Source organism: Klebsiella sp. B345, from assembly GCF_051131735.1.
Lineage (GTDB): Bacteria > Pseudomonadota > Gammaproteobacteria > Enterobacterales > Enterobacteriaceae > Klebsiella.
Window position 1 is genome coordinate 5129064 of sequence record NZ_CP180443.1, and the last position, 21812, is coordinate 5150875.

Annotated in this window: 24 protein-coding genes; 10 read left to right on the top strand and 14 right to left on the bottom strand. The window is 50.9% G+C overall.

Annotated features, from left to right (window positions below; translation table 11 throughout):
• Positions 1-52 precede the first annotated feature (52 nt).
• Positions 53-1141: a YncE family protein gene (locus ACMYSO_RS24040; RefSeq protein WP_434668550.1), complete on the top strand. Its 1089-nt coding sequence runs from the start codon at positions 53-55 to the stop codon at positions 1139-1141.
• A 159-nt stretch (positions 1142-1300) separates the two neighbouring features.
• On the opposite strand, the gene ACMYSO_RS24045 is transcribed toward ACMYSO_RS24040, so the two are convergent.
• Positions 1301-1672, bottom strand: a complete 372-nt coding sequence (locus tag ACMYSO_RS24045) for a VOC family protein (RefSeq protein WP_434668551.1) — start codon at positions 1670-1672, stop codon at positions 1301-1303.
• Positions 1673-2217: 545 nt separating this feature from the next.
• Here ACMYSO_RS24045 and ACMYSO_RS24050 point away from each other — a divergent pair.
• Positions 2218-3216: a zinc-dependent alcohol dehydrogenase family protein gene (locus ACMYSO_RS24050; RefSeq protein WP_434668552.1), complete on the top strand. Its 999-nt coding sequence runs from the start codon at positions 2218-2220 to the stop codon at positions 3214-3216.
• Between the two features lie 88 nt (positions 3217-3304).
• Positions 3305-3463 carry a hypothetical protein gene (locus tag ACMYSO_RS24055; RefSeq protein ID WP_434668553.1) on the top strand — a complete coding sequence of 53 codons (159 nt, stop codon included), beginning with the start codon at positions 3305-3307 and terminating at the stop codon, positions 3461-3463.
• Here ACMYSO_RS24055 and ACMYSO_RS24060 read toward each other — a convergent pair.
• Positions 3453-4457 (bottom strand): LysR family transcriptional regulator, encoded by a 1005-nt coding sequence (locus ACMYSO_RS24060; protein WP_434668554.1) that lies wholly within the window; start codon positions 4455-4457, stop codon positions 3453-3455. The two genes, ACMYSO_RS24055 and ACMYSO_RS24060, sit on opposite strands and share 11 nt — an antisense overlap.
• Before the next feature lie 158 nt (positions 4458-4615).
• On the bottom strand, positions 4616-4993 hold the full coding sequence (locus ACMYSO_RS24065) for a RidA family protein (protein ID WP_434668555.1): 378 nt from the start codon (positions 4991-4993) through the stop codon (positions 4616-4618).
• A 173-nt stretch (positions 4994-5166) separates the two neighbouring features.
• Between ACMYSO_RS24065 and ACMYSO_RS24070 the strand changes: the two genes are divergently transcribed.
• A complete protein-coding gene (locus tag ACMYSO_RS24070) occupies positions 5167-5385 on the top strand; it encodes a DUF7661 family protein (RefSeq protein WP_434670870.1) in 219 nt (72 codons plus the stop codon).
• Between the two features lies 1 nt (position 5386).
• Here the strand turns inward: ACMYSO_RS24070 and ACMYSO_RS24075 are convergent, their stop codons facing one another.
• From ACMYSO_RS24075 to ACMYSO_RS24085, 3 genes are all read right to left on the bottom strand, one after another.
• A complete protein-coding gene (locus ACMYSO_RS24075) occupies positions 5387-6103 on the bottom strand; it encodes a hypothetical protein (RefSeq protein ID WP_434668556.1) in 717 nt (238 codons plus the stop codon).
• Between the two features lie 41 nt (positions 6104-6144).
• Positions 6145-6540 carry a VOC family protein gene (locus tag ACMYSO_RS24080; protein WP_434585398.1) on the bottom strand — a complete coding sequence of 132 codons (396 nt, stop codon included), beginning with the start codon at positions 6538-6540 and terminating at the stop codon, positions 6145-6147.
• A 192-nt stretch (positions 6541-6732) separates the two neighbouring features.
• Positions 6733-7650: a LysR family transcriptional regulator gene (locus ACMYSO_RS24085; protein WP_434668557.1), complete on the bottom strand. Its 918-nt coding sequence runs from the start codon at positions 7648-7650 to the stop codon at positions 6733-6735.
• A 104-nt stretch (positions 7651-7754) separates the two neighbouring features.
• On the opposite strand from ACMYSO_RS24085, the gene ACMYSO_RS24090 reads away from it, so the two are divergent.
• Positions 7755-8963 (top strand): MFS transporter, encoded by a 1209-nt coding sequence (locus ACMYSO_RS24090; RefSeq protein ID WP_434668558.1) that lies wholly within the window; start codon positions 7755-7757, stop codon positions 8961-8963.
• A 197-nt stretch (positions 8964-9160) separates the two neighbouring features.
• Here ACMYSO_RS24090 and ACMYSO_RS24095 read toward each other — a convergent pair whose 3' ends face one another.
• Together ACMYSO_RS24095 and ACMYSO_RS24100 are read right to left on the bottom strand one after the other, a co-directional pair.
• Positions 9161-10303 carry a phytanoyl-CoA dioxygenase family protein gene (locus ACMYSO_RS24095; protein WP_434668559.1) on the bottom strand — a complete coding sequence of 381 codons (1143 nt, stop codon included), beginning with the start codon at positions 10301-10303 and terminating at the stop codon, positions 9161-9163.
• Positions 10304-10311: 8 nt separating this feature from the next.
• A complete protein-coding gene (locus tag ACMYSO_RS24100) occupies positions 10312-11142 on the bottom strand; it encodes an SDR family oxidoreductase (RefSeq protein WP_015584518.1) in 831 nt (276 codons plus the stop codon).
• A gap of 113 nt (positions 11143-11255) precedes the next feature.
• Here ACMYSO_RS24100 and ACMYSO_RS24105 point away from each other — a divergent pair, with 113 nt between their 5' ends.
• Both ACMYSO_RS24105 and ACMYSO_RS24110 read left to right on the top strand, forming a co-directional pair.
• A complete protein-coding gene (locus ACMYSO_RS24105; RefSeq protein WP_071359347.1) occupies positions 11256-12269 on the top strand; it encodes a LacI family DNA-binding transcriptional regulator in 1014 nt (337 codons plus the stop codon).
• Between the two features lie 206 nt (positions 12270-12475).
• On the top strand, positions 12476-12775 hold the full coding sequence (locus ACMYSO_RS24110) for a putative quinol monooxygenase (protein WP_434668560.1): 300 nt from the start codon (positions 12476-12478) through the stop codon (positions 12773-12775).
• 247 nt (positions 12776-13022) lie between these two features.
• Here ACMYSO_RS24110 and ACMYSO_RS24115 read toward each other — a convergent pair whose 3' ends face one another.
• A complete protein-coding gene (locus ACMYSO_RS24115; RefSeq protein WP_434668561.1) occupies positions 13023-13772 on the bottom strand; it encodes an SDR family NAD(P)-dependent oxidoreductase in 750 nt (249 codons plus the stop codon).
• A 147-nt stretch (positions 13773-13919) separates the two neighbouring features.
• Here ACMYSO_RS24115 and ACMYSO_RS24120 point away from each other — a divergent pair, with 147 nt between their 5' ends.
• Positions 13920-14831, top strand: coding sequence for a LysR family transcriptional regulator (locus ACMYSO_RS24120; RefSeq protein WP_434668562.1), 912 nt, complete (start codon positions 13920-13922; stop codon positions 14829-14831).
• A gap of 256 nt (positions 14832-15087) precedes the next feature.
• Here ACMYSO_RS24120 and ACMYSO_RS24125 read toward each other — a convergent pair whose 3' ends face one another.
• From ACMYSO_RS24125 to ACMYSO_RS24145, 5 genes are all read right to left on the bottom strand, one after another.
• Positions 15088-15660, bottom strand: a complete 573-nt coding sequence (locus tag ACMYSO_RS24125) for a TetR/AcrR family transcriptional regulator (RefSeq protein WP_434668563.1) — start codon at positions 15658-15660, stop codon at positions 15088-15090.
• A gap of 96 nt (positions 15661-15756) precedes the next feature.
• The gene (locus ACMYSO_RS24130; protein ID WP_434668564.1) at positions 15757-16620 is read right to left on the bottom strand and encodes an arginase family protein; all 864 of its coding nucleotides are present in this window, start codon (positions 16618-16620) and stop codon (positions 15757-15759) included.
• Positions 16621-16853: 233 nt separating this feature from the next.
• Entirely contained in the window at positions 16854-17618 is a 765-nt protein-coding gene (locus tag ACMYSO_RS24135) for an inositol monophosphatase family protein (RefSeq protein WP_434668565.1), read from the bottom strand.
• Between the two features lie 9 nt (positions 17619-17627).
• On the bottom strand, positions 17628-18647 hold the full coding sequence (locus ACMYSO_RS24140; protein ID WP_434668566.1) for a LacI family DNA-binding transcriptional regulator: 1020 nt from the start codon (positions 18645-18647) through the stop codon (positions 17628-17630).
• Positions 18644-19414, bottom strand: coding sequence for an MBL fold metallo-hydrolase (locus ACMYSO_RS24145; protein ID WP_434668567.1), 771 nt, complete (start codon positions 19412-19414; stop codon positions 18644-18646). Before ACMYSO_RS24145 ends, ACMYSO_RS24140 begins: the two co-directional genes overlap by 4 nt.
• A gap of 160 nt (positions 19415-19574) precedes the next feature.
• Between ACMYSO_RS24145 and ACMYSO_RS24150 the strand changes: the two genes are divergently transcribed.
• Positions 19575-20624 (top strand): ABC transporter ATP-binding protein, encoded by a 1050-nt coding sequence (locus ACMYSO_RS24150; protein ID WP_434668568.1) that lies wholly within the window; start codon positions 19575-19577, stop codon positions 20622-20624.
• A gap of 29 nt (positions 20625-20653) precedes the next feature.
• Positions 20654-21793, top strand: a complete 1140-nt coding sequence (locus ACMYSO_RS24155) for an ABC transporter substrate-binding protein (protein WP_434668569.1) — start codon at positions 20654-20656, stop codon at positions 21791-21793.
• The last annotated feature ends 19 nt before the right edge of the window (positions 21794-21812 follow it).

Here is a 21812-nt window from a genome sequence, read left to right on the forward strand (position 1 = left end):
CGGTTAAGGCAGCCACCTACCGGGATCCCTTTTTCCATCGATGGAGTTAAGAATGAAATTGTTTTTCAGCCCGCGTCAGGTTCCCCTTGCCGCTGCGATCATCGCCGCCATTAGCCTGACGGCTTGCCAGGCACCGGCCAAAAAAACAGAAGTGCCTGTCGCCGTAGTGAAGCCAGTCAATACGCAGTTGACTCAGCGTGTACTAGGGGATGGCCTGTATGAACTGGCCTATTCTCCTGCAGAGAAGGCGTTGTATGTCGCCAGTGCTCAGGGCTTTAAAAACGTCAATGGCGGTATGATTTACCGTCTCGACCCCGTGACTCTGGAGACTCAGGCTGAAACCCACACCGATCTGAAAAACTTTGGTATGGCGATGGAAGACGACGGTCGCGTCTTCTACACCACCAATTCGCTGGACGGCGGCGTGTCGCAAGTTGATGCGCAGAGCGGCAAGGTGCAGAAACGCCTGATGCTGGGGGGCAAGAAAGACAAAGATGGCGATGTGCCAGGTGCACGTGAAATGCTGCTGCAGGGAGACGAATTATACATAGGTCGCGTAGCCGATCCTGGATATATCTCTGTGGTGGATACCAAAACGTTCACCTTGAAAACAACCATCAAGAATGCCGGTAAATGGGTAACGGGCTTGATTTACTCCCCGGTAACCGAACGCGTTTATGCCGCTAATGGTGCGGGTGAAATTTTGGTCATTAACCCACGGACCTACAAAATTGAACAGCGCTGGACGGCAGGTGATGGAAAGGAATATCTGTTCCTGAATATGGCGGAAGATCCGTCTACGGGCCGCCTGTTCGTCACAGACGACTCTAAAGGCAAGGCCACTCTGGTCTTCGACGAACACACTGGCAAAGTAATCAAACGTCTTCCGGGTGATGCGCTGGGTATTAAATTCAACAGTAAACGTAATGAGATCTATATATCCCAGCGCGAGTCGAAGAAAGTGCTGCAGCTTGATGCTACCACTTATGCGGTGAAAAACAGCTGGTCATTCGACACCAATCCGAACAGCCTGCTGGTCTCGGCGGATGGTCAAACGCTGTATGTCTCGCTGAAGCAGGCATTTAATGAAGATAGCTCCACACAGGGCAAAGATAGCGTGGCGCGTATTGCACTAAAGTAAACGTAGTTGAGCATAGCAGCGCAATGAATTGCGCTGCTTGCATATTTTAGCCCAGTTGCTTTCTTGCACGAAGCGGACCAGATGAACGATCTCCTGGTCTGCTTTTAGCGAACTGAAACACGGCATTGAAAAGCTATTTGTGTGTCAACTTACCCTTAATTACTTCCTCAAAATCTGCCCCACATCGATGCGATTTCCATCCGGATCGGCGAAAACAAACGCCCTAATACCATAATCTTTATCTTGTATGCCTTTAATAATTCGGGCACCAATTTCCTGGCAACGGGTATATAAGGCATTTGCATCATCAACAAGAAGATGAGCAACAGGGAAAGACGCTGCTTTGTGTTGTGGCTGGAGAGTCAAATGCAGTTCAGCCTCTTCACGCTTTATTATCATAAAGCCCACAGGGTCTCCATTTTCAAAAACATCTTTGAAATCCAGCCCATTGATATAGAAATCTTTTGAAATCATGATGTTTTTAACAGGTAACACAGCTGCTATACGACCAAATTTTACGGGATGCCGCATGATCAACCTCATGGTTGTTAATCTAGAGCATAGCGGTGGGCGGTGCCGTAGCTAAGAGACTGGGCGGTGCCAGATGCTATTCGAGGATATAACAGTTTTTGCCAATATGAAATTAAAAGAACCGCGGCGCAGCCCTTTGCGATAAGAGCCTAAGCATCCCTGCAATCCGCGCCATTCACTTTGAGAGACCTTCCGACATACTGATTATGTCCGCTGTGGAGAGCTGGTGATGATTATTAACTGATTCAGTGCGGATTTACCAACATCCGTGACTGGCTCGAAGCGCACCAGCTCAATGAGCTGAAGGTCAATTGGCAACGAGGAGCGGTCATCATGACAAATTGACTCTCTTCACTTCGCTTGAGAATAAATACATGCCAAACAGGGCAAGTTGCAGTTTAAATAACGCTGAAAATTTAAGTGGCGTCAACAATATTTACGCTGATTACTCCAAATAATGGAATTGTCAAATCCTGATTGCTCCATTTACGCATTATTATCGCAGCGTTAAATTGATCTCATCTTCTACAAATACAAGATTGATTATGCCGACTAACACAATGAAAGCTCTCATCCTTAACAGCTATGACGTTAAAGCGTTTACTGAATCGCAAATCGCCATGCCAATCCCTGGTAAAGGCGAAGTTCTGGTAAAAATTCACGCCAGCGGCGTTAACCCCATCGATTACAAAATTCGTGAAGGCTCAGCTACCTACGCCACACCAGAACTCCCCGCAGTGCTGGGTACCGATCTGGCTGGCGAAGTCGTCAGCGTCGGTGAGGGGGTTACTCAGTTTAACGCTGGTGATGAAGTCTATGGCCTGACCGGTGGTGTGCGCGGCCTACAAGGCTCTCTTGCAGAATATGCCGCAGTTGATGCAGACCTCATTGCTCTCAAACCGAAGAACCTTTCAATGCGCGAAGCAGCCGCTCTGCCTTTAGTCTTCCTAACTGCGTGGGAAGGTCTGGTTGACCGTGCTCAGGTCAAAGAAGGTGACAAAGTTCTGGTTCAAGGAGGTTCAGGCGGTGTAGGCCATATGGTCGTACAACTGGCGAGAATCTTCGGTGCAGATGTGTATGCCACTACCTCAGCGTCTAAAAAAGCAATGGTTGAAGGCTTCGGTGCAACGGCGATTGATTACCGTACACAAAGTGTTGATGAATACGTGCAGCAGTATACCCAGGGCAAAGGCTTTGATGTTATCTACGACACGGTCGGTGGAGATGTCCTTACCGCATCACTTCCTGCAGTGAAGCACTACGGCCATATCACCAGTTGCTATGCTTTCGGCGAGTTCAATATTGCACCATCTTCCTTACGTTGCGCGACCATTTCTGGGGTCTTTGTGCTTCTGCCAATGCTGTCTGGCGAGGGACGCGCACATCACGGTGAGATCCTTCGTCAACTGACACTGCTTGTCGAAGCCGGCAAGCTGTACCCGGTCGTTGATTCACGCTGCTTTAATCTGGACTCTGCACTGGATGCGCAGGATGCTGTAGAAAACGGCTCTGCGAACGTAAAAATCGTTATCGATATTCTGTAATGATGAGTGGCAGGGCTGCGACATGTTTAATGCCCCACGATGTTGATGAGACCGGTATTGCAGGCCGGTCGCTTTAAAGAGGTTTGAAATGGCAAATGTCTATCGCTTCCACCGTCTTGTTGGGCCGGATGTACTGCAACTGGATCAGCTTGATTTAGCGCCGCGCTCCGCGGATGAAGTTCAGGTGCAGATTAAGGCAATTGGTCTTAATCGTGCCGACATCATGTCTCACCGTGCTAAGTCCTGAGACCGCTCAGACTTTCGTGCAGATGGTCATAAAGCTTACGAATTCGTAAAGGCACTGGTCCGCTTTGCGGCCTGAATAAATATAATCCCCAGGGAGAAGATGCTAAGTCAGGTATCACGGGAATTAACCTGCCGCTATCCATAAAGGGATACGCCAGAAAGCCGGGCAAATGGCCAAAGCCAAGTCCCTGTACAACGGCGTCACAGTAAGCTTCCAGGTCGTCTGTTACAAAACCTGGTGATTCCGGGATAAAGCTACGGGCGTTTTCAAATCCCCACGGCCAGTACCGGTTAGTCTGATTATCCAGCAATGCTACAACCGGCAGAGTATTCAGGTGCTCCAGTGTTGATGGGGCGCCAACTCGTTGGATCAGCTCGGGCGCACCAAGGAGGTAGAAGTTAAAATCCAGAACCTTGCGAGCTACAAATCGATTATCACGCAAAAAACCCGTCCTTAAGCCGATATCGATCTGGCTGTCGATCACATCTGAATGGGCATCAGTGAGGGTGCAGCGAATGGTCACATTCGGGTACTGCTTACGAAATGAAATCAATGCAGGGAGAACAAAACGTCGGCCAAGTGAAGCAGGGAGCGTCAGACTAATTTGTCCTGACATCAGATTGTCATCGTCTGACGACGGTACACGGAAGAGGTTTTCCATACTCTGGATGAGTTGTTTAGCCTTTATAGCGAAGAGTTCGCCCTCGCGGGTAATTTTGCTGTTGCGCGTTGTCCGGTAGAAAAGAATTTCCCCCCGGCTGGCTTCAAGCTCCTGAATTGCTCTTGTCACCGTCTGCGGCGATTTACCCAGGGCAATCGCTGCTTGCTTGAAGCTATCACTCTCTGCCGCAACACAGAAAATTTTTAGGAGTTCCAGTTGATTAGTCATATTCTTTGATGGAAAAGGGTTCATTACCAGAGTCTTAGTAAAGCGATTATTTATGCCCTCATCATTTAAAGCAATCGGTATGTCCACTTCTGGCTGTAAGCTCAATAGATGGCTGCTTACAGCAGAGAAAGCGGGCTATCAGAGCCCGCTCATAACAATTAGCGGGCGAGAGTGCTTATCCGACAACCGGGTCTGTAAACCAGATAGCCCTTGCTGCCTGGTAATGCACTGCCCCGACGTTTCGCAATCCCCACGAGCGTAAATCAGAGGGAAAATACCGTTTCAATTTCAATCTTGAGATCGGGTGAAAAGAGGCGGCTGACTTCCACCAGCGAACTGGCAGGCAAGTGATCGCCGTAATGTCGGTAGAGTACCTCGCGCAGGGCGTTGATCTCATCAAAAGAGGTAATGAAAATAGTCACTTTAATGAGAGAGGAGAAATCAGCACCTTCTGCGGTGACGATTTTATGAATCTGACTGAATATTTCTTCTGCCTGTTCAGCGATGCCTGATTGCTGTGCGGGCGTGCCAAATGCCGTCAGCCCCGAGATATAGAGCGTATCGGCATGCCTTACGGAGTGAACATAGGGGGCCTTTACCTCGCCTAACTCAGGATAATTTTTGCGAATCACCTTATTCATAATGGGTTCCTTAATGGGCCAGACAGAAATCAATCTTATCATTGTCTTGTTACGGCTCAATCTTCATGAGCATAGCGAACACTGCTTACTCCGTTTGCTCAGTTTTGGCGATTCCGTTAGTCTTGGAAAACGCATCCTCGCTTAGGCTCATCACGGAGTTAAACACAGTTATGATGCTGATTTTTGATGTCTTCGGGCGACACATTGGGGTCCAGCGAGAAGGCGATCGCTGGCTGGTTTTACGTGTTGACCTGACAGAGCAAAAGTATTCCCGGCTTTATGATGTCATTATTCCTGATGACCTCACAGAAGCTGAAATCCCCGGCTGGCTGGATGATATTTTTCATGAAGCCGCGACGGAGAATCATCCTGAGGTAAGGCGGATTCGGTAATTCATTCGCTGAGCTTAAATGAATTTTTTGACGAGAATTCTTTGACCGGATAGCACTTCTCCCAGTTGTAATTCACTCTCGCTAACGTCAAATCCGCAGCAACATTGCCGAAGCGAGTAGCCTGATGCCGGATAAATAATTCGCGCAATTCGGCGGGTAAGCATGCCGCATCGTAGCGCAAAAGCGTGCTGTGCCAGAATGGCGCAGGCAAGGAACTGCCGGCATGACGCGCCAGCAGCTCATCTTTCCATTGTGAATGTAAAATGCTTTCACAGAATGACTGGCGCAGGGCAATAGCGGGATCATCAGGGATCCCTGCCAGCAATAACTGACTGGGCAACGCTACCAGCCTGAGCTGCTTGATCACAATGAGTTTGGCCTGGTATTCGCTCCAGATTGTCGTCAATTGTTCGGTTTTAGCCGGCAGCGCCTCGTTCTCCGCATACAGCGGTAGCGTCAGGGGCAAAAAGGTAAAATGGAAGCTGCTGAGCGGGAGGATATCAGCCAGTCGATCGCCGGCCATAAGCAGGTGTAATTCACGTAGCAGACCCGTGACGAGATCGGGTACTGACGGTTGAATTCCTGTGGCCAGCGCCAGTTTGACGGGATCGTAGTAGCGCTCTTTCCTGATGTCACCGATTCCGGGATGTTCCCGCCAGATATGCAGTGTTCTCTGATTAACGGAGAGATACTCGTTTTCGAGGCGGGACACATTCATGGCAGTCCTTGTGATGAGTAAAAGCGTCGGGCACGTTAACTTTACTTGTTTTGGTAAAGATCCCAGCGGTTGCCGAAGAGGTCTTCAAATACAACGACCGTACCGTACTCCTCTTCGCGTGGCTCCTCGCAAAAGGTAACCCCTTTTGCCTTCATGGCGTGGTAGTCGCGCCAGAAGTCATCGGTCTGAAGGAACAGAAATACCCGCCCGCCACACTGATTGCCGATAAAGCTTTCCTGCCTGTCGTTTGAGGCGCGTGCCAAAAGAATGTTGCAGTCGCTTTGCGGATTCGGGGTCACTACCACCCAGCGTTTTCCTGGCTGAGGGGTATCCTCAACGAGGGTAAAGCCCAGCTTGTTGGTGTAATACTCAATGGCGCGATCGTAGTCATCAACAACGACGGCCACATACCCTATGCATCGCTTCTGCGTTCTCATTTTCTGCTCCGTGAAGTGGTAAACATAAATATCGGGAAACTCCTTTTTAGCATAAACAAACCGGTTTCACCGCCTGGAATGAGCGACAGAATCGACGTCCATTTTTGCGGCGAGTGGGAGAATCGGCAGGGGATCAGGGCTGCTATGAGCGAGTAACGGGCCTTCAATTTGGTGTGGATATTCAATACGGCCTTACGTTACAAGGGGGAGCTGGCTCAACGTCTGATGCATAAAATCAATAAGTGTTCTGGTTTTCGCGGGCAAGTAGCGTCGATTGGAATAAAGCGCAAACAAGTGCAATGGGGCTGCTGACTGTTCAAACTCAATCTCGATGAGTCGCCCATCGTTGATATAGGGTTGGCAGGCTTGTTTCGAGAGAATGGCAAAACCGACACCTGCTACCGCTGCTCGTCCAGCCATCTCTCCGCTGTTTACCCGATAATGCCCTTTAACTGCGATAGTCTCGAACCTGCCTTTTGCACTGACAAATTGCCAGGGGGCCCCTTTCAGTGCGCTTACCGTTGTGATGCAGGGTAATTCTTCAAATTGCTGGATATGGGAAGGGGTGCCATAACGCTGAATGATGGAGGGAGCGGCAACAATGGTACAAGGGATGGTTATCAGATGACGGGCGATGTAGTCACTGTCATCCATCTGACCACGGCTAACAATAATAGCTAAATCAAGATCATCTCGCAGAGAGTCGAAACCTGACAAATTTGTGACACAGCTGACCTCCACATCGGGGTACTGACAGGCGAAATCGGCAATAACAGAACCCAGCAATGCAGGACCTATTTCATTGGGAATACAGATGCGTAATGGGCCTTTGAGCTGAACCTGTCCCTGTGTTAATTCAGCCTCAGTTTGTTCAAGTGCTTCAAGTAGCGGTCTTGCTCGCGCATAGAGCAGTTGTCCCGCCTGGGTGAGCTTCATATGACGTGTGCTGCGCTCGATAAGCTGAAGGTTCAGTTTTTCTTCTAACTGAGAAATACAACGGCTTACGTTTGATGTCGGCATTTCAAGGGCTTTGGACGCTCCAACGAAACTTTCTCTATCAACCACGGCAACGAACACTTTCAGGGTAATAAAGTCGAGAGCCGGACGCATAGTAAATCCCATATTTGATAACAATATATGCCGTTTTTACCATCTTATCCTGGTTATTGATAGCAGATAAGCTTTTGACATCCTTCTCTTATAGGTTGTTTGTTATGCCACAGGTTACTCAGATGCTTAATCATAAAACACTCATGCGGATAGCCATCATCATTGCCTTTATTCAGTTTACTAATGCGCTGGAATATATGGCGTTAACGCCTGTTTTTTTCTTTATGGCAGACGCGTTTTCGGTTCCGGTTTCATTTTCTGGATATGTCTCGGGCATGTACACATTAGGTGCAGTTCTTTCCGGTGTTGCTGCTTTTTATTGGATAGACCGATTTGATAAAAAGCGATTCTTAATGCAGAACATGTTGTTGTTGGGTTCGCTAACGTTGATGTCTACATTGACAACACATTTTGACGTGCTGTTGGCTCTACGATTTTGCGCAGGCTTGGTTGGGGGTACAACGATGGGAGTGGGGATGAGTATCTTGATAAACTATTCGCCCGTTAACATCCGCGGGAAAATGCTGGCAACGGTCATTGCATCATTTTCAATGGTAAGTATCGTTGGTATGCCAGTGATATTATTTTTTTGCACACACTATGGTTGGCATATTTCTCTGTGGTCAATCAGTTTTCTGTGTCTGCTGTCTTTACCACTTATAGCCTTTTTTATTCCCAAGGATGCAGTTCAATCACGCGCTAAGAACAAGCTATCTATTGATGCTCAAACCCTGATTTTCGCCTCATGTAATGCACTGGTCCAGTTTAGCCCAATGCTGATCATCCCCATTTTGACCCCATTAATGACCGAACATTTAGGGGCCCAGCAGGAGCAACTGCCTTTGCTGTTCTTAAGCGGAGGGATGGCAGGTTATCTATCTACAAAAATAACAGGAGTTCTGACATCATGTTTTTCCGCTCTAATGCTGGCTACAATCTCAATGCTCCTTTTTGTACTCAGTTTACTGATCCCTGCAATGGGTTATCATAACGCGGTTCTATTTATTATCTTATTTCTTGGTGCTTCGTATAGCCGACTGGTTTCATCATCTTCGGTTACGATCCAGTATCCAACGGATGAGCAACGAGCCAGTTTTTCTTCATTACAGGCTGCGATAATGTCCCTGATAACAACGCTTGCATTCTTTTTGTCGTCCTTGTTACTGCCCGACCATGGCATAACAACACAGAACGTAGACAGATTGCTGGTAGTCTGTGCATTAGCTGCGATGGGGTTTCCCCTGATGGTCATAGTACTGGAAAAAAAACTGGCTAAACGTATTCACCAGACCGACCACGTTGTTATTGATTAGCATAACGTCTGCTGTTGGCACTTAACCGACCGCTGCGACGTTTTGCCAGGAGCGAAAAGCGAGCGTAAGAACATATTCGCTTAACCGGTGACACTGCAAACCAGCCCACAGCACTTGATAAAAACGAATCCCGGTCTCATTGGCATGACGCAATCCACATGTGAGGAAATGACGTCATGCCTGCCACATATGCGCTGCTAAGCTTTTCTCTTGCTCTCGTGATTTGCCAGTTGCCGAATAAACTCTTCAGCCGTGCAACCTTGTTGTAACGCTTCAAGCAACAGCTGCTGCTGTGTTTTTGGCACCAGGCCACCCAGCGGCGGATCGGTATCAAGATTGGTCGGGAAGGAATAGCCTTCAGCGCTTGCTGCCACAACTGCCTGTAACTGCTCATCGGTTAATGGTTTATCCAGCAAAATGGGATAGATCGCCTCCATGACTTTGACGTGATTCACTTTTTCCATTGTTTTGCCAAATGCGGATGAGACCTGCAGCAAATTAGCCGTACGCACATGGTCCTGCGTAACGTTATTCCCTGCGGCATGGAACAGCGCCGGATTGAAGAACAACCCGTCGCCTTTTTTCAGTGGCAACTGAATGGCATGCTGCTGAAAAAATTCGATGAAGCGCGGATCGCGCCATGCCAGGTATCCTTCAGCATATTGCTGCGACCAGGGTAAAAGCTGCGTCGGTCCTGACTCTACCGGCATATCGCTGTGCGCGACCGCACCCTGAAGCGTCAGGTATTGCGACAGAATCTGCAGAGGCAGCGGGAAGCGGGCGACCACCTCATTAATCTGGAAACCGAGATGGTAATCCCGATGCGGCTGTTGCGCTTTACCGCCCGGGCGGACCTGATTCACCTGTGCCGTGATTTCATAGCCGGGGCCAACCCAGGCTTCGCAAATCATGGCCAGTAAAGGATTGCTGTAGTAATCGACGAAGATATCGGCATCACGCTCAGCGACTTTTTGCAGCGCGTTCCAGATACGTCCATTGCTACCGGCTTTGGCAAAGTGATCGCCACCGCCACCGTTTGCCGCTTCACTCACGAGGATATCGTCAAACACCTTATTGCTGCTGTCTATGGCTGAGACATCGCGGTACAAGCCCTGAACCACGAACACGCCTGGTCCGCCAGACAGTGCGTGATGCAGTTCGCCCAGCATGGTTTGACGATCGGCTCTGGCTGCTGCAAGCAGATCATCATGATGATAGATCAGTACGTTTTTATCGGCGGAACGCGCCAGCGGGAAATCGTCCTTACGCAAGGTTTGTGCGCATAGCGTGGCGAACTTATTGAGAGAAATATGGCTGTCATTAATATAGGGCGTATTCATTTTTTACCTCACAGCGTCAGGGCATGTGGTGGCTGGAAACCGCCGTTGTCACCGCAACCGACCACGCTTTGATCGAAATCGATCACCGCGCCTGTCATCATTCCCGACTCCTCTGAAAGGAGAAATGCTACGCCACGTGCGACCTCGTCAGGCTTCAGCAATCGGCCAAAAGGCTGGGCCTGCTCAGCACTGGCAAGCCAGTTTTCTTCAGCATCATGATATTGCCGCTGGATGTCGTGTTCATGCGGCGTGTCCATCCAGCCAATGTTCAGGCCGTTTACTCTAATCCGGTTGCGCATAACGCTGAAGGCCACGTTTTTGGTCAGCGTGACCAGGGCGCCTTTCGATGCCGCGTAGGCGGTCAGGAAGCTCTGACCTCCGTGGGAAGTCATGGTAATGATATTAACAATGCTGCCTTCTACGCCCCTGGCAATCATCAGTTTTATCGCCGCCTGCATCAGAAAAAAAGGCGCGCGAGTGTTGACCGCCATGATGGCGTCAAATAATTCCGGAGAGGTATCAAGGATGGTGCCACGGTCCGACATGCCTGCACAGTTCACCAGTCCATGCAGTGTGCCAAAGGCCGATTCTGCGGCGCCCACCACTTTTTTGCAGGCTTCTGGCGAACTGATATCCGCTTCGACGAATATCACTTCACATCCACCATGGCTAAGGGTTTCCGCCTGTTCGCGTCCGGCTTTCACGTTACGTCCGCAAATGACGATGCCTCGTGCCCCACGCTCTACCAGCAGACGGGTAACCGCTGCGCCGAGTCCCTGGGTTCCGCCAGTAACGACGAACACTTTGTTGTTAAAACCACTGCCATTAATCATGTCCATTTGTTGTCCTTTCTTATTGAGGAGAGATCGGGTTTGTTCGCTTGCTTACCCTGACCTTAGCAGCTACATTCGGTTAACAATATGTACACATAACCTCAAAAAGACCTCAATTTATGGCAAGGTCATTTTCCATCAAACAAATCGCAGCCCAGTCTGGCGTGAGTAAAGCTACGGTCGACAGGGCGTTGCACCAGCGCGGCAGCGTGAGTCCCCGTACAGCCCGACGCATTGCGCAGGCAATCAGCGATCTGGAATTACAACAGCGCACCAGCCTTGCAAGCGGCCGCACGTTGCCGATCGACCTGGTGATGCATACGCCGGAACGCTTCAGTTCACTGACAGTCGCGGCGCTGCTCAGCCAAATTAAAACCTTTTCACCGTTTCGCCTGACGCTACGCTGCCACATTTTTGAAGAAGTCACGCCTGAGGAGTTGCAACGTGAACTGCGCCGCTGCGGCAATGACAGCTACGGCGTGTTGCTCAAAGCCAGCGATCATCCGTTGCTTGAAAGCGCTATTGCGGAACTGGCGGAGCTTAATGTTCCGGTGGTCACGCTGGTCACTGACCTGCCGCACAGCAGGCGTATCCGTTACGTGGGAATGGATAATGCCGGAGCAGGGCGCACAGCAGCATGGCTCCTGTCGCGATGGCTTTTGAAAGAAGCGCAAACGGTCGCAGTCGTGCTCAGCAGTAAGGATTTTCGCGGAGAAGAACAGCGCATGGCAGGCTTTATCCAGGCGCTAAGCGATCGGGCACCGTATCTGAAGACCATCGCCGTCAGTGAAGGATATGGTATCGATACGCTGACTTTTACGCAGATGCGCAAAGCGCTGGAACAGGACCCTTCAATCCAGTCTGTTTACAGCGTAGGCGGGGGAAACAGCGCTATTCTACGGGCTTTTGCAGCGATGCAACGAGAGATAAAAGTCTTTATTGGCCACGATCTGGATGAGGAGAACCGCAGTTTGCTGGCTGCTGAAAAAATGGATGCGGTGATTGATCATGACCTGTGTGAAGACGCTCGGTCAGCATTTAGCGCCATCCTGCGTTTCCATGGCTTTTTGCCGGAAACAGAGAATGAAATAGCGCCTTCGCGTGTCATTGTGGTCACACCTTACAATATTTAAATTAACTTTTTGTTTATAAATGAATAGATTTTATTTAGTCGATCATGCCAGACCGTTTTAACTTCCCCCAGTTCCGATGAGGTTTAAGCGTGTATGACAACTGTGAAGGTCTGCTTTGAGCGAGGAGCGGAAGTTAGATTTGAAAAATGCCTGAAGGCTGGCATTATCCATATAAATCATTGGATCATTTCAATAAAAGAGTTCGCATGCTAAAGGTCATTGCCGAAGATTTTATCAAACCCGAATACGTCGACACTGTTCTCCCTCTATATCGCAAACTCATCGCGGCGACGAAGCGAGAGCCACTGTGTATTGCTTATGATTTGTACCGTGATGAAAGGGATCCGGGGCATTTTATTTTTATTGAAGAATGGCCTGACCGGGCAGCACTCGATGCACATTATGCCAGCGAACATTTCACTCGGCTTGTACCTTTGATTGATCAATACGCCCGTAAAGCTGCGCAGTACATACTAATGGATAGTCAGGTGGATCCTGAGAGGTAAGGTCTGCTCCTGGCACAAAGCAGCCGTTCTGACCAAAACTCGTCATAAGAAGGGAGTTATTCGCAAATTTTGTCGACGATGGTGAAGTGATTTGCAAACGGTCGCTATGTTTTGCGAGATGATAAAACCCATCAGGGATGGCTGGAGCCGTATTGTGCGCTGTCACACCGTGAAGTTAAAATTGCGTGACGCCAGCCATCCATTGAAAACCCGTCGCCTCGGGTGATTTGACGGTGTGATATCAGCTTTAAATCTGCGCCATACCGCCGTCAACAAACAGTTCTATGGCATTGATAAAACTGGCGGCATCAGAAGCCAGAAACGCAACGGCTTTGCCGACTTCCGCTGGCTCACCAATCCGGCCCAACGGAACCTGTGCTGCCAGTGCATCAAACAGGCCCTGACGCTCTTCCTCGGCAACCAGTCCACCTAATCCAGGCGTTTTGACCGGACCCGGACTCACGACATTCACCCGAATACCACGCCCCTGCAAGTCCAGCGCCCATGAGCGAGCAAAGTTTCTCACTGCGGCTTTACTGGCGCTATACACGCTAAAGTTAGCCGTCCCTTTTACCGAAACGGTGGAGCCGGTGAGGATAATGGATGAACCAGCGCCAAGCAGTGGCAGTGCTTTCTGGACGGTGAATAACACTCCGCGAACATTAGTCCCGAAAATCCGGTCAAAATGTTCTTCGGTTATGGCACCCAGCGGCAGCATGTCCCCGCCACCGGCGTTAGCAAACAAAATGTCCAGACGTCCCGACTCTTCTGCAATCTGCGCGTAAACCTTATCCAGATCGTCAAGACGGGAGACATCGGCCCGAATCCCCTTAGCCGACGTGCCGATCAATGCGATGGCGGCATCCAGTTCCTGCTGACGACGTCCGGTGATGTAGACTTTTGCCCCCTGCGCCGCCAGTTCCTGAGCACTGGCAAGACCGATTCCTGTACTGCCGCCCGTGACCAGGGCAATTTTGTCTGAAAGTGGTTTACTCATGATTCATATCCTCGACGTTGTTTCGAATTGGCCGTCATTCAGCCGGTGAACACACTCTAGCCACAGAAGAATTATTGATAAATTAGTAAAAATAGAAAACACTATTTCTACAGGTGAATAATAAGATGTCACACGGAGAAACAGAACGTGGATCAGTTAATGGCTATGCGTGCGTTTACGCGGGTGGTGGAAACCGGCAGTTTTACGCGGGCAGCGGATTCACTGAATCTGCCGAATGCCACATTAAGTAAGCTGGTTAAATCACTGGAGGCCCATCTCGGTGTGCGTCTTTTACATCGCACGACCCGGCGCGTTGTCGCAACGCCAGAGGGTCAGGACTATTATGAAAAAGCCTCTCGGGTGCTAATTGATATTGAGGAGATAGACACTTCGTTTAGCGCCTCGCAGAGCAGACCTAAAGGGTATCTGCGTATTGATGTCGGCGGCTCTACCGCACGTGAGGTCCTGATCCCGGCATTACCGGATTTTTTGCAGCGCTATCCGGAAATCAAAATCGATTTAGGCGTGTCCGATAGGCCTGTGGATCTAATTAGCGGAAACGTGGACTGTGTAATCCGTGGTGGATCTCTCGATGACTCATCGTTGATCGCCCGTCATATTGGTGATGCCTCGATGGTGACCTGCGCTACACCGGGATACCTGAAAGCCGCTGGCGTACCTGCGTATCCGGATGAATTAAGAAATGGACATAAGCTGGTGAGCTATTTGTCTCCGCTGACGGGCAGAGCCTTTCCTTTTCGCTTTATCGTAGAAGGTGAAATGCGGGAGATGAAGATGCAGCATCACATCGGGGTTAACGAAAGTAATGCGCATTTGGCTGCGGCCGTGGCCGGGATGGGAATTATCCAGACTTTTTACTATGCGGCGAAAGATGAACTGAACAACGGCACACTTGTTGAGATCCTACAGGCATGGCGTCCCGCGAGTTATCCTTTTTATGTCGTCTATCCGCAGAACAGGTACATGACGCACCGGTTACGAGTGTTTATTGACTGGCTAACCGAGGTATTCCCAGCCGCACTGCGCGTTTACCGATAAACATACCTCTGACGATCCAGAGGGGGGCAAAATATACGCCAATTGCTCTTCTATTGAGCCCTTCTCTAATACCCGCCCTCGGCGGTCCTCCGCTATGAGGGATCTGCGGTGCCAGGTTGTTGATAGATTTATGATATTTTTTCATGAATGGAAATGAAACTTTTAAGCGAACTTGTGAGAAGGTCCACGCCCACTGCGTGCGAGAAGCAGACATTTGCGATTCGTGGGCTATCGTTTTGACTAAACCTGCGTGGCATTATTTCAATAATTTTGACATTAGCTCAAAAAACATAGGCAGGTCACGGCTAAAAGAGAAGGACGCGTTTATGGCTTTGCGGGCGATTAAACCATCGATAAAGGCAAAAAGTATAATCGTGGTTTCCTCCAGGCTAATGTCCCGGCGAAACTCTCCCGCAGCAATGCCTTCTGCGATAATCCCTGCAATACTTTGCCGCATAATGGTATCACTGGAAATATACGTTTTTTGCAATTCAGGGTTCCGCGCAGACTCCGCCATGATTTCAACCCACAGTTGATGCGTGACTGGGTATCCTACATCGCTTATGCACGAAGTTATCTGCTCGCAAAGGCGGTCGAAATAAGTGCCGTCAGATGGAGCATTATGGGCTGTTAACGCAGAACTCTGCTCTTCAAGAACGATAGCCTTGATGAGGACATCCTTGCTTTTGAAATACGTATACATCGCTCCCTGACTGATCCCAGCCCGGGTAGAAATTTCACGCACGCTTGTCGCACTAAAGCCTTTTTCGGCAAAGCAAGCAGCAGCAGCGGTAATCAGCTTATGGTAGGTTTCGGTTTTCTTTAACATGTTGTCTATGATGTTTAATCCTGTGCCCGGACTTTAACGCTGTTTTCTTCCGGGAGCCAGAGTTGAACTCTGTCGTCTGGCTCCCGGAATCAGATGTTACTTCATCAGCGGTAGCGCACTGAGCATATTCTTGAGGTTCAGCATATCCCACGGCAGATGTTCAGCAATCGTCAGGCCGACTGGTGCGGTTTTTGAAGTAGCCTGAGCTATCAGGTTGAGTACATCTTCAATAGTCAGTTTGCCTTCTGCCACGTCACCAAAGTCGTGCTCTCCTCTGCCAGGCCTGGCGAAAAGAACAGAACGGAAAAGTGACGGATCGAGAACGTCCAGATCCAAGTGTATCGCCAGATACTCAATACTTTCCCTCTCAATCCATTCCATAACGTCTTTCCCGTCTTTTTTGACTTGTTCAGGACCGATAGTCGCAATGTGATGACGAGCAAGATATTCAGCTTCATAAGCCAATGGATCGTGAATACCTGCAATCATTATTTTTGAGGGATTGAGCCTGGTGGTGACGTGAGCAACTAAATCTTTATCACCCGTTCCAATGAGTGCCCCAAGAACATGGGCATGGGCGTTTGGATACTGTTTAGCAGTCTGCACGTCAGGGTGAGAGTCGATCCAGAGCACACCCAGTTTATCACCGTACTTATTGAGCAGATGTGAAAACGGAGCCAGTGATACCAGACAATCGCCACCAAAAACGACAATCGAATCGGGATCATGTTTCTCAATCAGAGTGGCTGCATCGTTGAGCTGCCTGATAATTTGAGGTTTAGCGGTAATGCCATCCACTTCGGCCTGCGGCGCCGTTGTGGGCTCATCGACTGCAACAGACTCAACAGGGCCATCCGATTCGGGGGAAAGATACGAGAGGAGAAGCGACCCAAGGTGATAGGGGGGATTATTGCCACCTTGCCATTGAGGAAATAAAAGTCTGAGCGTTTTACTGGTCATAGTTTGCCTTTGCTTGTTTTGACAACGGACTGATTTGAGTAAATCACAATCCGATTGTGAATGAGCGTTCATTCATTTTTGTGTAATCAGCGTTCTTTGGCAAGCAGCACGGCACGTTAAGTTAATTACAGGAACAAAGTTATTTTTTCAGGCCAGTTTCAGGCTATGTCCGCTTTCTGGCACGGAGCAGACATGACTGGCCTTGCAGATTGACGGCTGACTGACGTGAGCGTTTAGTGGCTGACCAGCAGGGCGGAAAGACGCGCCTGCACATCGGCACATCCGGCCAGCACCAGATTGCCGTTTACCAGGCCATTACCGGCAAGAAAGGCATTGCTGGCACCGCCCGCTTCAACAATGATCAGCATTCCCGCCAGCGCGTCCCAGCTGTTCATGTGCTCCTCGTAATAGGCATGCACCTGCCCGGTAGCAACGTGAGCGAGCATCAGCGCTCCGGCACCAAAGCGGCGATACTCCATGCCGGCATTGAGTACCCGGGCAAGGGTGCGGGTATAGTTTTCCACCGGCGCGCGGCTGGATCGGCCCATACCGATAACCACTGTTTCTGGATCCGGCTCGCGTAGCGTCAGGCGCTGGTCGTTAAGAAACGCTCCTTCACCCCGGCGGGCGAAGAAAAATTCATGACGATCCGGGGCGTAGATAATTCCCAGCTCTGTTGTGTTTCCGCGAACGTAAGCCAGTGAGATGCACCAGTAATCCATTCCCTGAATATAGTTGGTCGTCCCGTCGATAGGATCCAGCACCCAGGTCCCGTGCTCACCGGCCTGCAGCCCGCTCTCTTCCCCGAGAAAGCCATCCTGTGGGCAGTGGGCGTTCAGCCAGTGTTTGATCTCTTGTTCGACATACAGATCGGCGTGTGAAACAAAGTCCTGACGCGCTTTTTTATCCACCTGTAATCCGGCATTACGTAATGCCTGTGCTTCTGCGCCCAGTTGGCGAATCAATGCGCATAGTGACTGGTGTTGTTGTTCGGTCATAGCCTGCTCTTATTGAGGTAATGGCGACGTGCGCCGGGAAATGAGTTGCACATCTACCCAGGTGGTCCGCGAGGGTTGTAGCGGATCGTCGGCGCGTTCCAGCAGGCGGGTTAATGCCTGACGGGAAATCTCCTCGACATCCTGATGCAGGGTGGTGAGCTGGTAACTGTATTGCGCCGTTTGCGGCGTATTGTCAAAACCGATGAGCTGAAAATCGTCCGGACTGTGTCTGCCGCGCTGGCGCATTCCGTCAAGAAAACCGCAGGCGAGCTGCGCGTTGGCACAGAAGATGCCCTCAAGAGTCTCATCCGCCCCGACGGCGGCCTGAAACCCACCGTCATAGCCTTCGATGGGGGCGATAATCGATTGTAGATTGCGGGCGGTGTCGACACCTAAGGTCTGTAGCGCCTGATAAAAGGCCTCGCCGCGCATGCGACCGGCCCAGGTGGAATGCGCGGTATTGAGCCAGCCAAAACGACGGCAGCCGTTGCGCACCAGTTGCCCGGCAGCGAGGGTTGCGCCGTAGACGTTGTCTGAGCTGACGTAATCCACGAAAGGGATATCCGGCTGGCGGTTGATACCCACCACCGGGATCAGCTGCGACACGCACTCGTTCACCAGTGATTCCGGGGGCTGACCCGAGGTCACGATCACCCCGGATACCCGAAACTGGGCAAAACGACGCATCGTGTGGGCCAGCTCCTTTTCGCTGTGAATTTCACTCACCAGCGCCTGAAAACCACACCGCTGGATCTCGCTCAGCAGGGCATCCAGCAGGCTACTGCGAAACGGGTCGCTGATGCGCGAGACAATCACGCCGACCAGATGGCTGCGGCGACGGTTCAGCCCTTGCGCGAGAAAGTTAACCTGATAACCAAGCTCCGTTGCCGCGCGCAGGACCCGCTCCCGGGTGGCGGGAGAGATACTGCCGTTGTTGCTCAGTGCACGTGAGACCACCGCCCGTGAGACGCCTGCCCGGTAGGCGACATCCTGCGCGGTAACGCTCTGTTTACGGGAGACGGAACTCATGCCGGGCGTTCCTCGCTGGAAATCACGGGTGTGTTAAGCGTGCATTGCAGACCGTCATAGCTGACGAACAACCCGTTGCTGGGCTGACATGCGCGCTTAAGGTCATGCAAAATCGCGTCGTTACAATGATAGAGCCCCAGTGCCGGGAGATTCAGGTGCTGAAACAGCGCCAGGCAGGAGGGAAAATCACCGTGGGACGCATCATCGCCGAGTGCCGTCAGTGACGCACATTCCTGGAAAGCGAGACCGGCCCCCTCCATCAGTGCCACAGATTCTGGCGTTGGCCGACCGTCTCCGCTGTAAAATAACGTCTGCTCACCCTGGGTGATACGAATGGCGCGGTTGGCGAGTTCATGCCGGGTTTCGGCGGTCTGGATATGCCAGTCGTGCCACGTCCATGCGTCGGTGGTGTCGCGCCAGTCGAGATCAAAACACAGCGTGGTCTGCGGCCAGTTGGCGAGTGCGGCCAGCTGCATCAGCACGGGGCGCTGCTGCGGCTGACTGTAAATAATCAACGTTTTCTGACGTGAGAAGCTGTGCCAGTGATTCAGCAGCGCCGTCAGCCCGGTACAGTGGTCCGGGTGGACGTGGGTGAAATAGACGGCGTCGATATCATTGACGTCGCCTCCACGCTGCCACAATGCCCGTGGAATAGTGGGGCCGCAGTCAATTAGCCATTGTCGGTTCACCTCATCGATTATCCGCAGCGCAGAGGTATTTTGTTCGCGGGAGAAGGCGCTACCGCACCCAAGCACATCTATTTTCATGTTCTCACCAAAAATGTTTGACGCTTAATTAAATTGTCACAAATACCCGACAAAGTAGGCTCACATAATGTCGAGTCAACATTGCATTTTTTTTACATTCAAATGAACACGTGTTCATTGCAGTAAAAAAAGTCAACACAGCGATTTTTGGGTAATAAAAATGAGTTATTTACAGATAGCCGGGCTTAAAATTAGCTATGGCGAAAAGGTGGTGTTGCATAATATCGATCTGCATGTCGAGAAAGGCGAGATGATTGCCCTTTTGGGGCCGTCCGGCTGCGGAAAAACAACGCTTCTCAATGCGCTTTGCGGGTTTATTGCGGTAAAACACGGGGAGATTATCGTTGCCGGCCGTGATATTACCCATAGTGCGCCGGAGCAGCGCAATATCACCATGGTATTTCAAAGCTACGCACTGTGGCCGCATCTGACGGTCGCACGCAATATTGGCTATGGGTTGAAACTGCGCAAATGGCGTCGTGACGATATTGACCGCCGCGTTGCGGAACTGCTCAGCATCGTTAATCTGACCGGTCTGGCGGATGTGAAGGTCACCGAGCTTTCCGGCGGGCAACGGCAACGTGTTGCTCTGGCGCGGGCGCTGGCCATTGAGCCGGACGTGCTGGTGCTGGATGAACCCCTGTCGAACCTTGATGCCAAAGTGCGTCTCAACGTGCGACATGAAATTAAATCTCTGCAAAAACGCCTCGGGTTTACCTCATTAATTGTGACCCACGATCAGCAGGAAGCGCTGGTCATGGCCGACCGTATCGCGGTGTTAAATAATGGGCGCATAGAGCAAATAGGAACCCCGGAAGATATTTACCAGCGACCGGCAACGCCATTCGTTGCTGATTTCATGGGGGCGGACAATAAAATCAACGTTAACGACTTCTTCGCCAAAACAAATATTTCCGCGAGCGAGCAAGGGGAATGTTATGCCGACGATTTACGCGACTGTACCCTTTATTTTCGTAGCGCCGATGCAGCACTTTACGCATTAACCGACAGCGGCCCTGGCGAGGGGGTAACCCTTAATGGCGTGGTCGAGCAAAGTGCTTTTCTCGGCAATCTATACCGCCACAGCGTGCGCTGTCGCGAGCGCGTATTACTGGCGGATTCAACCCAGTGCTGGCCTGCGCAGTCATCCGTACGACTTCACGTTCCGGCCGCTGCTTTACATATTTTTCCATCGTCTCAAGCAAGTTGACTTCATTGTGTTCATTTTGGGGATAGACCATGTTTACTAAAACGAAAACTGCAGTAGTGACGGCCTTGTTTCTGAGCTACGGCGTGCAGGCTGATACCATTCTGAACGTTGCCACAGCAGGCGATCAGAATATGGTGGATTACGTGAAAACCTGGCTGGGGCCGAAGTTTGAAGCGGCGCATCCAGGGGTGAAAGTGCAGGTGGTGGGCACGGGGCCTGGAGATGCTGGCTCGAATAAAATCATCGAGAAACTGAGCGCGCAAAAAGAGAGTGGTGCGAAGACCTGGGATATAGATGTGGCAGTCGTTCACCAGAAAGCCGGTGGTGAACTCGTGGAAAAGGGGCTGCTGGACAAATATCGTCAGCAGATTAGCACCGGCAGCATGGTGAGCGCGGATAGCGCGAAAAATGCCCTCGGCGTGAATGTCGATGGCTACGTGATGCCGATGTTCTTAAGCCAGACCGCCATCGCCTGGAACAGCGAAGCCATCAAAACGCCCCCGGCGTCTTATGACGAGCTGGTGAGCTGGGCGCAGAAAAACCCGCAGGCTTTCGGCTATAACGGCATCAAAAACGGCATGTCCGGAGTGAGTTTCGTGGTGGGCTGGATGTACGCCTACGGTACGGATGCCGGGCGCCTGTCTGCGCTGCCTTACGACAAAGGCGTGGAGAAAAACTGGAGCCAGGCATACGAGAAGCTGAAGGCCTTCAATAAGAACGTGACCTTTACCCCAGGCAATGCCGGTACGCTCGATATGCTCAGTCGTGGTGAGATCACCATGGGGCCGGTGTGGGTGGATATGTTCTACAGCTGGAAAGACCAGGGCAAGCTGCCGCCATCCATCAAGCTGGCGCTGCTGTCGCCGGGTATGCCTGGACAACCGATGTACTACGTGACCCCGGCGAAGGCGGCAAACCCGCAGCTGGCGCGTGAGTTTATCGAGCTGGCAACCAGCCCGGAGGTGCAGGCGCAGGGGATCGTAAAACAGTTTAACTGGTACCCAGGTATCGATGCGGAGCACGTGAAGCCGAAGCTGGATCCGGCAACCTGGCAGAAGTTGTTCGCGGAAATATCCCCGCAAGCGCTGGCGGATCACGGTAAAAGTTTCCCGATCGCCCCTTACTTTGACGACATAAAAGAAGGCTACGAAAGCCAGGTCGCCAATTAATTATCGCTAATGCTCAGGT